9 protein-coding genes and 1 tRNA gene are annotated in these 13,523 nt (G+C 62.3%); 6 read left to right on the top strand and 4 right to left on the bottom strand.

Annotated features, from left to right (window positions below; all coding sequences use genetic code 11):
• The first annotated feature begins 18 nt into the window (after positions 1–18).
• Both norR and ACIN8IBEIGE_RS06905 read left to right on the top strand, forming a co-directional pair.
• Entirely contained in the window at positions 19–1,572 is a 1,554-nt protein-coding gene (gene norR, locus ACIN8IBEIGE_RS06910; protein WP_160014004.1) for a nitric oxide reductase transcriptional regulator NorR, read from the top strand.
• A 183-nt stretch (positions 1,573–1,755) separates the two neighbouring features.
• Positions 1,756–2,991, top strand: coding sequence for an HD-GYP domain-containing protein (locus ACIN8IBEIGE_RS06905; protein ID WP_160014003.1), 1,236 nt, complete (start codon positions 1,756–1,758; stop codon positions 2,989–2,991).
• 8 nt (positions 2,992–2,999) lie between these two features.
• Here ACIN8IBEIGE_RS06905 and ACIN8IBEIGE_RS06900 read toward each other — a convergent pair whose 3' ends face one another.
• The 3 genes from ACIN8IBEIGE_RS06900 to ACIN8IBEIGE_RS06890 all read right to left on the bottom strand — a co-directional run bounded on the left by ACIN8IBEIGE_RS06900 (position 3,000) and on the right by ACIN8IBEIGE_RS06890 (position 6,955).
• Positions 3,000–3,473 (bottom strand): hypothetical protein, encoded by a 474-nt coding sequence (locus tag ACIN8IBEIGE_RS06900; RefSeq protein ID WP_160014002.1) that lies wholly within the window; start codon positions 3,471–3,473, stop codon positions 3,000–3,002.
• 38 nt (positions 3,474–3,511) lie between these two features.
• Positions 3,512–6,307, bottom strand: a complete 2,796-nt coding sequence (locus ACIN8IBEIGE_RS06895; RefSeq protein WP_160014001.1) for a M66 family metalloprotease — start codon at positions 6,305–6,307, stop codon at positions 3,512–3,514.
• A 571-nt stretch (positions 6,308–6,878) separates the two neighbouring features.
• Positions 6,879–6,955: transfer RNA gene (locus ACIN8IBEIGE_RS06890), tRNA-Arg, on the bottom strand.
• Positions 6,956–7,291: 336 nt separating this feature from the next.
• Between ACIN8IBEIGE_RS06890 and gabD the strand changes: the two genes are divergently transcribed.
• The 3 genes from gabD (at position 7,292) to ACIN8IBEIGE_RS06875 (ending at position 11,743) form a co-directional block, all read left to right on the top strand.
• On the top strand, positions 7,292–8,740 hold the full coding sequence (gene gabD, locus ACIN8IBEIGE_RS06885) for an NADP-dependent succinate-semialdehyde dehydrogenase (protein WP_160014000.1): 1,449 nt from the start codon (positions 7,292–7,294) through the stop codon (positions 8,738–8,740).
• A 176-nt stretch (positions 8,741–8,916) separates the two neighbouring features.
• Positions 8,917–10,197, top strand: coding sequence for a 4-aminobutyrate--2-oxoglutarate transaminase (gene gabT, locus ACIN8IBEIGE_RS06880; RefSeq protein WP_160013999.1), 1,281 nt, complete (start codon positions 8,917–8,919; stop codon positions 10,195–10,197).
• A gap of 340 nt (positions 10,198–10,537) precedes the next feature.
• Entirely contained in the window at positions 10,538–11,743 is a 1,206-nt protein-coding gene (locus ACIN8IBEIGE_RS06875) for an HDOD domain-containing protein (RefSeq protein ID WP_160013998.1), read from the top strand.
• 22 nt (positions 11,744–11,765) lie between these two features.
• Here ACIN8IBEIGE_RS06875 and ACIN8IBEIGE_RS06870 read toward each other — a convergent pair whose 3' ends face one another.
• Entirely contained in the window at positions 11,766–12,638 is an 873-nt protein-coding gene (locus ACIN8IBEIGE_RS06870) for a LysR family transcriptional regulator (protein WP_160013997.1), read from the bottom strand.
• A gap of 112 nt (positions 12,639–12,750) precedes the next feature.
• Between ACIN8IBEIGE_RS06870 and ACIN8IBEIGE_RS06865 the strand changes: the two genes are divergently transcribed.
• Positions 12,751–13,464, top strand: coding sequence for a class I SAM-dependent methyltransferase (locus ACIN8IBEIGE_RS06865; protein ID WP_160013996.1), 714 nt, complete (start codon positions 12,751–12,753; stop codon positions 13,462–13,464).
• Positions 13,465–13,523: the final 59 nt, after the last annotated feature.

The following is a 13,523-nucleotide window of genomic DNA, read 5'->3' as shown; positions in this document are numbered from 1 at the left end:
GACAGCTAGCGTGTCCTTATGACAGCAAATCCACTGCTTACCGCCCTGATCCCGCTGGTCGCCGATCTGTCCCGCGAGCTGCCAGAAGCCGAACGCTATCGCCGCCTGCTGCAGGCGCTGCGGCAGCTGCTGCCATGCGACGCCGTGGGGCTGCTCAAGCTCGATGGCGATGTGCTGATTCCGCTGGCTGTGGAGGGCCTGAGTACTGACACCCTCGGCCGGCGCTTCAAGCTCGACGAACACCCACGTCTGCAGGCGCTGTTGGCGCAACGCGGGCCAACCCGTTTTGCCACCGACTGCGAGATGCCCGACCCCTACGACGGCCTGGTCGACGGTCATCGCGGTCACCTGCCCGTGCACGACTGTCTCGGTTGCCCGTTGTATGTGCAGGATCAGCCCTGGGGCCTGCTGACCCTCGACTCGCTGGATCCGGCGAGTTTCGGCCGGGTCGATCTGGACAACCTGCAGGCCTTTGCCAGCCTGGCTGCCGCCACGGTGATGGCCAGCGAACGGATCAACGCGCTGCTGCAACGCGCCGAGGATCAGCACCAACTGGCCGAGGCCTACAAACAGGCCGCCGGCCAGCAACGCCCGCGTGAGCTGATCGGCCAGAGCGCCATGCACAAGCGCCTGGCGGCGGAGATTGCGCTGGTCGGCAACAGCGAGCTGAGCGTGCTGATCAGCGGCGAAACCGGGGTCGGCAAGGAGCTGGTCGCCGAAGCCCTGCACGCCGCCTCGCCGCGCGCGGCCAAACCACTGATCAGCCTCAACTGCGCGGCGCTGCCCGACAACCTGGTGGAAAGCGAACTGTTCGGCCATGTACGCGGCGCCTTTACCGGCGCGCACAACGAGCGACGCGGCAAGTTCGAATTGGCCGATGGCGGCAGCCTGTTTCTCGATGAAATCGGTGAGCTGCCGCTGGCCGCGCAGGCCAAGCTGCTGCGCGTGCTGCAGAGCGGCCAGCTGCAACGGGTGGGTGCCGATCAGGAACAGCGGGTCAACGTACGCGTGCTGGCCGCCAGCAACCGCGATCTGGCTGAGGAAGTCCGTGCCGGGCGTTTTCGCGCCGACCTCTATCACCGCCTCAGCGTCTACCCGCTGAAAGTCCCGGCCCTGCGCGAACGCGGCCGCGATGTGTTGCTGCTGGCCGGCTACTTCCTCGAAGAAAACCGCGCCCGCCTGGGACTGCGCAGCCTGCGCCTGACCGCCGACGCACAAGCCAGCCTGCTGACCTACAACTGGCCGGGCAACGTGCGCGAACTCGAACACCTGATCGGCCGCGCTGCGCTCAAGTCCTTGGCCGATTGCAGCGAGCGCCCGCGCATCCTCAGCATCGACAGCCCCCATCTGGATTTGCCGAGCAGCCAAGCCGCAACAGCACTTGCTGCTCAAACTACAACCGAGCCGTACAACGGGCTGCCGCTGCGCGAGGCCCTCGACACCTACCAGAAACAGCTGATCAGCCAGACACTCGAGCGCCATCAACATAAATGGGCCGCCGCCGCCCGCGAGCTGGGCATCGACCGCGCCAACCTGATCCGCCTGGCCAAGCGCCTGGGTCTGCACACTTAATCCGCGATTAGCCTGCGCCGCACCACACAACGGCGGTTACATGGCTAACGTTGAAGGCAGGGTGGCGCTCGCTCGATGAGCTATGTTGAAAATCCACGCCACCAATAGGCAACAGCCATTTGCTGCGCACTGCACCAGAGACAGCTAATAGCTCGCACCCAGCCGCTCCCAGTGGAGAGCTCCATGGACGGTGAAGCCAAACCAGACCGCATCAAAGTCGACGCTGCACAACTGACAGTCGGCATGTATGTGGTCGAGCTGGACCGGCCATGGACGGACACCACGTTCCTCTTTCAAGGTTTTCGCATTCGTCAGCAACAGGACATTCGCCTGCTGCAGGAAGTCTGCCGCTACGTCTGGGTGGATGCCCGGCAATCCGTCACCGAGTATGATCAGGTCACGGCCAATATCGCCCAACCCGAAGCCCTGCAACCCGCCATCGCCAAAGTCGACTTCAACCTGGAAATGCTCCAGGCCGCCCCCAGCTGGAATGCTGCGCGCGAAGAGTCGTTACGCATTCTGCAGGCGGTCAAACTGGGCCAGGAGCTGGATGTCGAGGCGGTCAAAGCCGTCATCAAGGACTGTGTCGAAAGCATCCTGCGCAACCCGGCCGCCATGCTCTGGCTGGCGCGCATCAAGAACAGCGACGAATACACCGCTGAACATTCGCTGCGTGTATCCATTCTCTCGATTGCCCTGGCCAAAGAGCTGGGGTTGCCGGTCTATCAGCTTGAGCAGATTGGCGTGTGCGGCATGCTCCACGACGTCGGCAAGATCAAGGTGCCCAACGAAATCCTCAACAAACCCTGCGCACTGACCGCCGAAGAGCAGTGCATCATGCAGAGCCACGCCGCCGAAGGCCGCAAGCTGCTGATGAGCAACCAGCAGGTCACCGCCGCCACCGTCGACGTTGCCTACTCGCACCATGAGCGCCTGGATGGCCAGGGTTACCCACGCGGCCTGAATGCCAGCAAGATCCCTTACTTCGCCAAGATCATCGCGGTGGCCGACAGCTATGACGCCATCAACAGCGACCGCGTGTACAGCAAGGGAAAGTCCAGCCTGGAGTCACTGCGCATCCTGCTGGAAGCGGTCAACAGTCATTTCGATGAAGAGATTGTTGACTGCTTTATTCGTATGGTTGGCATCTACCCGCCAGGGGAAATCGTCGAGCTGACCAATGGCGAAGTCGGCATCATCATCGGCTGCCCACCTGGCAACAAGCTCAAACCCAGGGTGCTGCGTGTGCTCGACGGGCAGAAGCAGGCCTGCAAGGAAAGCATCATCGACCTGGGCAAAACTGCCAGCGACCCCAGCGGCAAACCCTACCGCATCCACGAAGTACACAGCAGCGGCGCCTTCGGCATTCATATAGACGATTACCGCAGCAAGGGACTGATTGTCCCGACGCATTTATAGCGCAGCAGTTATAAACCCGTGCGGCCCGCCGGGCACACACCCAGAGCCGTCAGTTCGTCCAGCGGCACGCCACCGGACAGGTACTCCTGGCAGCTTGCTGGAGGCGCAGCAGGCGGCGCAGACACCTCCACAACCACCTCGCCGACCACACTCGCCTGCAGCGTGCCGCCGAGGCGCAGAAAGGCTCGCGCCTGACCGCGTTGCAGCCAGACACCTTCATTCTCGATGGCAGCCAGGCGTATGCCACCCGGCAATTTCGCGTCGAACTCAACCCGCTGCGCGGCCGCCTGGCCGATGCTAAGCAACGCCCAACCGCCGCCATTGCCCTGGCGAAACAGACCATGCAACTGCCAATGCTCGAGGCCCGTCAGAGGCTTTGCCGAAGGCAGTATCCATGGCAAATCGGCAGGCAGCAGATCACTCGGCAGCTGCACCGCGCCAGCCGGAAAAGTCAGACACAGCCCCAGCACCGTAAGGCTCATAGCAACCCCGGAGCGCCGGGGGATTACGCGGCACTCGGTCATAAGCTCGGCACGGTGTCTCGCCGTTGTGCGTAGTCGATAAAGCTCACCAGATTGCGGCTCTTCAGCAACGGCAGCAGCGCGTGGTCATTCAGCGAAAAGCCAAACCACTTCTGATTGGCCCCACCGGTACAGCCGTACAGGATCAGCTTGCCGCGACCATTGGTGAGGAAGCCCTGGGACAGGTCCACACAGCGCTCGGCGTACTTCAACTGGGGCAGAGCAGTAAAGTCCCAGGCTTGTGTATCGCGCTGCGCATCGCAGTCGCTGAGGCTGATGTCATTGGTTGCCGTCAGGCATTTGCTCGGCTGTGCAACGCTGCGAATACGCCCGCTGGCATCGACCAGCCACTGCTCATCAGCAGCACCGGTGCACTGCGCCTTGGCCGCTACGTAGGGGCTCCACACACCCTCCTTCAGCTCCGCGCGTACACAGTTGCCATTGCTCATGGTGAAGCTTTGCGGCGCAGGAAGCAGGGGGCGCTGATCAAACTGCAGGGTTAGCAGCAGCGCGTCGAGGGCGGTGCGCGCGGCATCGCTGCTCGCCAGTTGCGCGCCATGGGCATCCAGCCAGCGGTTCAAGCGTAGGGCACGCTCCTCCTGACTTTTCAGGCGCTGCATCACCTGCTGAGCGGTCGCCGACAACCCCTCCGCTTGCTCGGCATAGCTGTCATAGAGCAGACGAGCGTCGCCGGTTAAGGCCAGTACAGGCTGATTGGCGATCGCTTCCAACGCCGCCTGCAGCTTCGGCCGCTCTTCGTTGAACAGCGCCTTGAAGCGCTCCTCACGGCCCACCACAACGGGAGCCGGCATGGCGGGCAGGCCCTGGGCAATAGCGAGGCTGGCCAGATCAACCGGGCTGTCACCCGGCGCTTCGCGGCACTGCAGGGTAGCCGCCAACGGCCGCTCGGCCTGCGCCAGGTTGATATGCAGCTTGTTGGCGTTGCTGCCCATGCGCAGTGGCGCAACGGCGATGCGCTGGCTGGCACCGCCGACAAAATCCACGGTCAGCCAGCACTGCTTGCTGGCCGCAGCGTCATTGGGGGCAGGCAGGTCATACACCTGGCCCCAGTTACCACGCAGCGCCGGGTAGAGCACGCCGCTGTTGGCCACCGGATCATAGCCGCCGAGAATAGTGAACACCGGCACCCCGAACAGACGCGGCTTGCGGTAGTTGCCATCGGCGCTGTTGTACCAGACCTGACTCGAGCTCGGCACCTTGGGCTGGATGGTCTCCATCTTGCGCGTGTCAGCGTCCCACTTGCGGTAGCCGGTGGGCGAGTCAGCGGCCCAGACCGCACGATTATTCAGGTTGGGCTGAATCCAGTTCTTGGTGCTGTAGCCGGTGTAATGCGTATAGCTGGACAACGCACTGGTGAAGTCACCGCCGGACATGGCATCAGGCGCAAATGCATAGGCATCGGCAAACACCGGCGTACCACTCATGGCCGCGCTCTTGTTGCGCGCCCAGAGCAGGTTGGCACGCATGCGCTTGCGGTAGGCGATATAGCCCCAGCCACTGTCGTGATGATGCACGGCCCAGAAATAGTTGCCGTCTTTCTCGCCCGGGTAATGGCCTATGCCGTAGTGGTGGCCGATTTCATGGCTGAACTCATTACCCACCGAGCTATAAAGCGTGAGGATGCCATTGCCGCCGCTCAAACCATGGCTCTGTATGCCATTGGCATAATTACCGGCGGCATGATGCGCCACCGCGCTCTGCGTCAATTGCGGTTGCTGCTGGCTGATCATGCCCGCACTGGTCACGCCCCAGTTGGCCAGATTGATCCCGGTGCTGAAGGTCGATTTAGCGGTGTTCTCACGCATATCGCCGCTGTAAACATCGCCGTTCAGCGCACTCGCCGTGTCATAGATAACACCGCTGCCGACCATCACCCGATCCAGCTTTACGTCTTCGTAATAGCTGGCCACCAGACGGGCCACAGGCACAGTCTGGAAGTACTCGGTAGCGGCCTGGGCAGTGCGTGCGCGAAACCAGTGACCATTACCGGTAGGCGGCGTGGTCAGCATGCCCACGCGAATCGACTGCACCACCAACTCGGCCGGCGCGGCAAAATCGAAAGCCGCTGCGCTGCGCTCGCCACGCCGCCCGCGCTCATCGATAACCTGCAGGCTCAACCCCGGCCGGACCCAATCCCAAGGCAGCACAGCGGACCAGGCGCGCCGTGAATAGACCACATCAGGGCGGCTATCGGCCCCAGTGCGATCCGCCCTAGGCAACCGGTCCGGCTCGCTCAGTAACAGTTCACCCTTGAGATCACCGTCCACCGTCACCTGCACACGCAGCTGTTGCGGCAGCGGCTCAGTCGGCAGCGGGGTGACCAGCAAAAGTGCCTCACGCTCGCTGGTTAGGCGTGGCATGTTCTTCGCCTCGTTACCCTGCGGATCGACCGAATGGCTCTGCACGAACTGCAGCATGGCCGCCAGATCACCCGTCAGATCATTGCGCACCGGGCGCGGCTGGCCATCTGCAGCAACATCGTAAAAGCCCTGCGCATTGACCTCATCAACCACCGCAGCGGACGGCTCGGGGAAGGTCTCAGCAGGCGGTGGCGTAACCACCGGCGGCTCTACTGGAGGTGTCACTGGCGGCGTGACGGGCGGCTCCACGACCGGTGGTTCGACGGGCGGCGTAACCACGGGAGGCTCAGTCGCCGGCGGACGACTGCCAGTGTTATTACCGCCGCCATTGCTGCTTCCACCACCACCGCCACCCAGATCCAGACAGCCTGTCAGACTAAACAGCGCCAGCAACAACAGACTTACACGAAGCATGATTTCTCAACCTTATTCAGGAGAATCGTAATAACGGCCACACAGTCGCCCAGGCCGCGCCGAGGCAGTTCGACATATGGGCAATCGTCATGAAATAGGCAGAAGTAGCGGGCTAGAACACGCGGGAGCGGTAACCCCTGAAAAACTCGAAACATGCGAGCGGCTCGATATGGTTTCGCGCGTCCATGCACTCGATAGTTTTTCTATGCGCCGCCACCTGAAAAAGGAAATCGGCATAAGAGAGCGCGCGAGCATAATTAAAGCTGCTAAGTAGGTCAGTTTGCTGAATGATCGCTGTGATAGTTCTCACACATTCAGCCCCGGCCAATGGCCACACCATCGGTGTGCGAGGTGCGTCGGAAATATCAAGAAGCCGAGCAGCTACTGAGTCGGATACCGGGGAGCCGAAACGTTCTTTTCTCGGGGGACGACGTGGCGAGGATCGAAGGGGATAGGCTTTGTTGAAATCAGCCCGCATAAAGGTGCGGCACCGACTAAGGCTTATGCGGGACGCAGGGTGGACAGCAAACAAAAAAGCCCCAGGTTTTCACCTGGGGCTTTCGTTTATATATGGCGCACCAGGCGGGATTCGAACCCACGACCCCTGCCTTCGGAGGGCAGTACTCTATCCAGCTGAGCTACTGGTGCAGCGCGGGCGCAATCATACGCATCTCGCTGGCGGGCGTCCATGCTGCCGCCTTGTTCGTGATTCTGCACGCAAAGCGACTGCTAGCTGTCTATTCGTATAAACCCCTTGAATAAGGGCAATAATCCGTTAATTTTTTCGAACAGGCTATTGCCCTTTACCCCTCTTGACCCTAGGATTCGTTTGAGATTTCAAACGCTCTTGCTGAAATCGTGCGTGCCGCGTCCTGCGCCCGCCAATCGGCAGCATGAGCCCAGCAGATCAAGCCCAGCTGCACTGCAGTGTGGCCATTCGATGACACGTACCGATGCCAGGGTGTCGGAATTTAGGAGACTGCCATGCAACTGAAAGACACCCAGCTGTTCCGTCAGCAGGCTTATATCGACGGTACCTGGCTGGACGCTGACAGCGGCCAGACTATTAAGGTCAACAACCCGGCCACCGGCGAAATCATCGGTACAGTGCCGAAGATGGGCGCAGCGGAGACCCGTCGCGCAATCGAAGCTGCTGACCGCGCCTTGCCGGCCTGGCGTGCCCTGACCGCCAAAGAGCGCTCGAACAAACTGCGCCGCTGGTTTGAACTGCTGATCGAGAACCAGGACGACCTCGGCCGCCTGATGACTCTGGAGCAGGGCAAGCCGCTGGCCGAAGCCAAGGGCGAGATTGCCTACGCCGCTTCCTTTATTGAGTGGTTCGCTGAAGAAGCAAAGCGCGTGTATGGCGACGTGATCCCTGGCCACCAACCGGACAAGCGCCTGATCGTGATCAAGCAGCCGATCGGCGTCACTGCCGCCATCACCCCGTGGAACTTCCCGGCGGCGATGATCACCCGTAAAGCCGGCCCGGCCCTGGCCGCCGGTTGCACCATGGTGATCAAGCCCGCGTCGCAGACGCCGTTCTCCGCCCTGGCCCTGGTTGCTCTGGCCGAGCGCGCCGGCATTCCGAAAGGCGTGCTGAGCGTAGTGACCGGCAGCGCCGGCGAAGTCGGCGGTGAGCTGACCAGCAACCCGATCGTGCGCAAGCTGAGCTTCACCGGCTCGACCGAAATCGGTCGCCAGCTGATGGCCGAATGCGCCAAGGACATCAAGAAGGTCTCGCTGGAACTGGGCGGCAACGCGCCGTTTATTGTGTTCGACGATGCCGACCTGGATAAAGCCGTCGAAGGCGCGTTGATCTCCAAATACCGCAACAACGGCCAAACCTGCGTCTGCGCCAACCGCCTGTACATTCAGGACGGTGTGTACGACGCCTTCGCCGAAAAACTGGCCGCCGCCGTGGCCAAATTGCAGATCGGCAACGGTCTGGATGAAGGCACCACCACTGGCCCGCTGATCGACGACAAGGCTGTGGCCAAGGTGCAGGAACACATCGCCGATGCCCTGAGCAAAGGCGCGCGCCTGCTCGCTGGCGGCAAACCGCATGCCTTGGGTGGCAGCTTCTTCGAGCCGACCATTCTGGTCGACGTGCCATCGAGCGCTGCGGTGGCCAAGGAAGAAACCTTCGGCCCACTGGCGCCGCTGTTCCGCTTCAAGGACGAGGCCGAAGTGATCGCGATGTCCAACGACACCGAGTTCGGCCTGGCCTCGTATTTCTACGCCCGTGACCTGGGTCGTGTGTTCCGTGTGGCGGAAGCCCTGGAATACGGTATGGTCGGCGTCAACACCGGTTTGATCTCCAATGAAGTCGCACCGTTCGGTGGTGTGAAGGCCTCGGGCCTTGGCCGCGAAGGCTCGAAGTACGGCATTGAGGACTACCTGGAAATCAAATACCTCTGCCTGGGCATCTAACCCTGGCGAAGTAGCAGTAACCCCGCCGAAGACGCACGAGAGCGCTGCGCCTTCGGCTTTATATGGACATAGCTGTGGCCGGGCGTGCTGTGACAGTCGATCATCGAATACTGCCAAGCCGCCGCCGGCGACACATCCTTGAACCACGCCGAGATTGACCGGCGAATGAGGACATCATGAGCAAGACCAACGAATCTTTGATGCAACGCCGCACCGCTGCCGTTCCGCGCGGCGTGGGCCAGATCCACCCGATCTTTGCCGAGTCGGCAAAGAACGCCACCGTAACCGACGTTGAAGGCCGCGAGTTTATCGACTTCGCTGGCGGCATCGCCGTGCTCAACACCGGCCACCTGCACCCGAAAGTGGTGGCAGCGGTGCAAGAGCAGCTGACCAAACTGACCCATACCTGCTTCCAGGTGCTGGCGTATGAGTCGTACGTTGAACTGTGCGAGAAAGTTAACGCACGCGTGCCAGGCGACTTCGCCAAGAAGACCCTGCTGGTCACCACCGGCTCCGAAGCGGTGGAGAACTCGATCAAGATCGCCCGCGCCGCCACTGGCCGCGCTGGCGTGATCGCCTTCACCGGCGGCTACCACGGTCGCACCATGATGACCCTGGGCCTGACCGGCAAGGTCGTACCGTACTCGGCCGGCATGGGTCTGATGCCTGGCGGCATTTTCCGCGCCCAGTACCCGTGTGAACTGCACGGCGTGAGCAGCGATGACGCAATCGCCAGCATCGAGCGCATCTTCAAGAACGATGCCGAGCCACGCGACATCGCCGCGATCATCATCGAGCCGGTGCAGGGCGAGGGCGGTTTCTACGTCGCGCCGAAAGATTTCATGCTGCGCCTGCGCGCACTGTGTGATCAGCACGGCATCCTGCTGATCGCCGACGAAGTGCAGACCGGCGCAGGCCGCACCGGCACCTTCTTCGCCATGGAACAGATGGGCGTCGCCGCCGACCTGACCACCTTCGCCAAATCCATCGCCGGCGGTTTCCCGGTGGCGGGCGTGTGCGGCAAGGCTGAATATATGGACGCCATCGCCCCAGGCGGTTTGGGCGGCACCTACGCCGGCAGCCCGATCGCCTGCGCCGCGGCCCTGGCGGTGATGCAAGTGTTCGAGGAAGAGAAGCTGCTGGATCGCTGCAAAGCAGTGGGCGAGCGGCTGGTCACTGGCCTCAAGGCCATCCAGGCCAAGCACAAGTCCATCGGTGATGTACGCGCCCTCGGTGCGATGATCGCCGTCGAACTGTTCGAAGGTGGTGACCTGCACAAGCCAAACGCCGCACTGACCGCCGCTGTAGTGGCCAAGGCGCGCGACAAAGGCTTGATCCTGCTGTCCTGCGGCACCTACGGCAACGTGTTGCGCGTACTGGTACCGCTGACCGCCGAAGACGCCCTGCTCGACAAGGGCCTGGCGATTATTGCCGAGTGCTTCGACGAGCTGGCGTAAGCACACCGCGTTAACCCGGCAGTAAAAAAGACCCGCTTAGGCGGGTCTTTTGCTTTCGGCGATTGAGTAGGCCATAGAACTGATAGCCAAGCGTTATCGGAAGGCAATAATCCATAGCCTGCACCACACACCCTGGGACGGCCTTAGCTGCCTCCTCTGCTGCGCTTTGTAGGACAACCAGACCGCTCTAGCACGGCCTGTTCAGGTCGCATAAGAAAGTTGACGAGTTGTTCAGCACTTCGTCGGCCGAAGCTGGTTTTAAAGTGGCCAGCCCGTACACTGCGCGCCGTCACATCGCTGACGCCATTATTTTGCCATCACGCTTTTCCCTGAGGTTTTCATGACTGCCCTGGCCAAGGCTCCGGAGATTCTGATCGCCGAAGCAGACCCCTGGACTGCCGATCTGCTCGTGCAACTGGTACTCGATGTGCGCACCGATGCGCGGATTATCCGGGTCAGCGATGGCGACGCCGCACTGGCCAAGTGCAAGCGCCGCCTGCCGGCGCTGGTGATTGCCGATGGCGACCTGCCGGGCCTGGATGGTCTGGAACTGCTGCGCCAGTTGCGCCGTCATCCACGCACTCCGGCGCTGCCGTTTATCCTGATCAGCAGTCGCCTGGATGCCAGTAGCGTGCGCGCCGCGCGCCCGCTGGCACCGGACGCCTACCTGGCCAAGCCGTTCAATGCCGAGCAACTGCGCCAGCGCCTGCTCGGCATTCTCGGCAGCGCCGCCGCCAGCGAGACAGCGGTTGCAGCCCCCTTGCTGGTCGACAGCCTGGATGATTACCTCAATGCGGTGCGCGAAGAAGGTCAGGGCGCGCCGTTGCTGGCCTCGGTACGCGATTCGGTGAGCCAGTGCCTGAACGGTGACGACAGCGACCTGCGCGAGCTGGAAGAGGTGTTTGCCCGTGACCCGCAGATCACCGCACGACTGATCGCCGCCGCCAACAGTGCCGCGCAGCACCAGGGCGCACCGTGCCAGACCCTCAGCCAGGCGCTGCCGCGTCTGGGCCTGGCGCGCACGCTGAATCTGGTATTGGGCATGGCTGTGCAACGCAATGCGCTGCTCAGTGACCCACGCCTGGCCGAGCTGGCCAGCAGCGCCTGGGACAGCGCCCAGCGCAGCGCCGAACTGGCCCGCTGGTTGGCAGGCGAACTGAATCTGGATGCCGAGTTGTGCTTTACAGCCGCACTGCTGCACAACATCGGCGAGCTGGCCTTGCTGCGCAGCCTGCAGGACTGGCAGGACGCCGGCGGCACCCTGCGCGATGAGGACATCCACAACAGCTTCCAACAACGCGCGGCCAGCTTCGGCTCGGCGTTGCGCATCCGCTGGCGCCTGCCGTTTGGCCTGCGTGAGCTGATCGCGGCATTCTACAACCTCGGCAGTGGCGTATTTAGCCGCGAGGCGCTGGTGCTCAACCTGGTCTGCCAGGTGCTGCGCCTGCGCAGCAACCAGTCGCCCAAAGAGCTACGCGATGAGCGCTGTGTGCGCATGCTGCGCCTGGACCTCAGCCTGTTGGAACGCATCCCGCTGGCTGCCTGACAGCTGCCACAGCGAACACTGATCAGGCCAGGACCTCGGCCAGCAGATCGAAGACGATACGGATACGCCGCGCCGTGCGCAGCTCGCGGTGGGTAACCAGCCAGATTGGCAGTTGAAAGGGGGCGACATCCTCCAGCACACGAACCATGCCCGGGGTTTCCCGCGCGATCTCCTCCATGATTGCGCCGATGCCCAGGCCCTGGCGGACCATTTCCCAGTAGGTGACGGAGTTATCTGCGTAGCTGCGAAAATTCGTGTTATTCAGCAGCAGGCCTTGGCCGTGCAGGTGCTGCAGGTAATGGCCCGTGCGGTCCAGGCCGATAAAGTCATGCTGCAAAGCCTCTTCGGCAGTACGCGGTAGGCCATTCACGCGTACCCAGCTTTCGGATGCATAAAAACCGGCGGAACTCTGCCGCACCAAACGGCCAATCAGCTCCGGTTGTTCGGGACGCGCATGGCGGATGGCGATGTCGGCCTCACGGCGCAACAGGTCGCTGAACCCGTCCGAAGCGACCACCTCGACCTGGATGCCGGGGGCTGCCTGGCGGATATGCAGAAGAATCTTCGGCATCAGGTACGCCGCCACCGCGTCGCTGGTGGCGACAGACACCACGCCCGCCACTTCTTCCGAGCGCACGGTTGCGGCCAGGCCCAGTTCATGCGCCGCCGCGCCCATCACCCGCGCATGGCCCAACAACTCCTGCCCGGTGCTGGTCAGCGCCATGGCTTTGCCAATCCGCTCAAACAGCGTCACCCCCAGCGCCAGCTCCAGGGCTGCGACCTGGCGACTGAGAGTCGGCTGCGACTGCCCGAGCTTACGCGCGGCCGCTGACAGCGAGCCGGTTTCCGCCGTCTCGAGAAAGGCACGCAACTGATTCCAATCGACCTTATCCATACGCGAATGCATATATTGTCTGCAATTTATCGCAATACCCCATGGTGACTCGCAAGGATAGCATCCGCTCTATGTTGGCTATCGCCTTACATCCATGCACAGGACGCGCACCATGCACTCACCCATCACCTCTACCAGCGACCATGGCTCTGCAGCTGCAATACCGGCTGCCATGGCCGACAAGGCTCGCTTCTGGAACCGAATTGCACGCAAATACGCGAACGATCCGATTGCAGATCCGGCCGGTTACCAGCGGACCTTGCAGCGCGTACAAGCCTTGCTGTCTACGCAACATGAGGTGCTGGAAATCGGTTGTGGCACAGGCACTACCGCCCTGCGTCTGGCGCCTGCTACGCGGCGGCTGGTGGCCACCGACGTGGCCGAGCAGATGATCGCCATCGCCGGCGAGAGGCTCGCCCGCCAACCCATGCCACAGCTGCACTTCAGACTGGCCGACGCCGACGCGCCGGTGGCCGAACAGGGTGCCTACGATGCCGTGCTGGCGTTCAACCTGCTGCATCTCGTGACGGACCTGCCGCAGACGCTGAATTCAGCCATCAATGCCTTGAAACCTGGCGGCTTGCTGATTTCGAAAACACCGTGCCTGAATGAGATGAACCCACTGATTCCCAAGCTGGCGCTGCCGCTGATGCGCGCCTTCGGCAAAGCGCCGCCTGTACTGTGTTTCGACGCCCACCAGTTGCAGGCGGCCATGACCGCGCAAGGTCTGCAAATCCTGGCCGTCGAGCGCCATGGCAGCAAGAGCAGAGATTGGCGGGTGTTTATCGTGGCGCGCAAGCCCGATGCCCCGACATTAGCGGCCTGAACAACGCTGCCTAGCCCGCCCTAACCATTGCCAGCAGAAAACCACTAACTGCGGCACCT

This window comes from Pseudomonas sp. 8BK (assembly GCF_902506475.1).
Taxonomy (GTDB): Bacteria; Pseudomonadota; Gammaproteobacteria; order Pseudomonadales; family Pseudomonadaceae; genus Aquipseudomonas; species Aquipseudomonas anguilliseptica.
Note: the sequence above shows the minus strand (reverse complement) of the source record. Positions and strands in the feature narration are given on the sequence as shown.

Bases quoted from the DNA above. Each gene is read 5' to 3' on its own strand.
- norR (WP_160014004.1), top strand. From the start codon at position 19: ATGACAGCAAATCCACTGCTTACCGCCCTGATCCCGCTGGTCGCCGAT.
- ACIN8IBEIGE_RS06905 (WP_160014003.1), top strand. From the start codon at position 1,756: ATGGACGGTGAAGCCAAACCAGACCGCATCAAAGTCGACGCTGCACAA.
- ACIN8IBEIGE_RS06900 (WP_160014002.1), bottom strand. From the start codon at position 3,473: ATGAGCCTTACGGTGCTGGGGCTGTGTCTGACTTTTCCGGCTGGCGCG.
- ACIN8IBEIGE_RS06895 (WP_160014001.1), bottom strand. From the start codon at position 6,307: ATGCTTCGTGTAAGTCTGTTGTTGCTGGCGCTGTTTAGTCTGACAGGC.
- gabD (WP_160014000.1), top strand. From the start codon at position 7,292: ATGCAACTGAAAGACACCCAGCTGTTCCGTCAGCAGGCTTATATCGAC.
- gabT (WP_160013999.1), top strand. From the start codon at position 8,917: ATGAGCAAGACCAACGAATCTTTGATGCAACGCCGCACCGCTGCCGTT.
- ACIN8IBEIGE_RS06875 (WP_160013998.1), top strand. From the start codon at position 10,538: ATGACTGCCCTGGCCAAGGCTCCGGAGATTCTGATCGCCGAAGCAGAC.
- ACIN8IBEIGE_RS06870 (WP_160013997.1), bottom strand. From the start codon at position 12,638: ATGGATAAGGTCGATTGGAATCAGTTGCGTGCCTTTCTCGAGACGGCG.
- ACIN8IBEIGE_RS06865 (WP_160013996.1), top strand. From the start codon at position 12,751: ATGCACTCACCCATCACCTCTACCAGCGACCATGGCTCTGCAGCTGCA.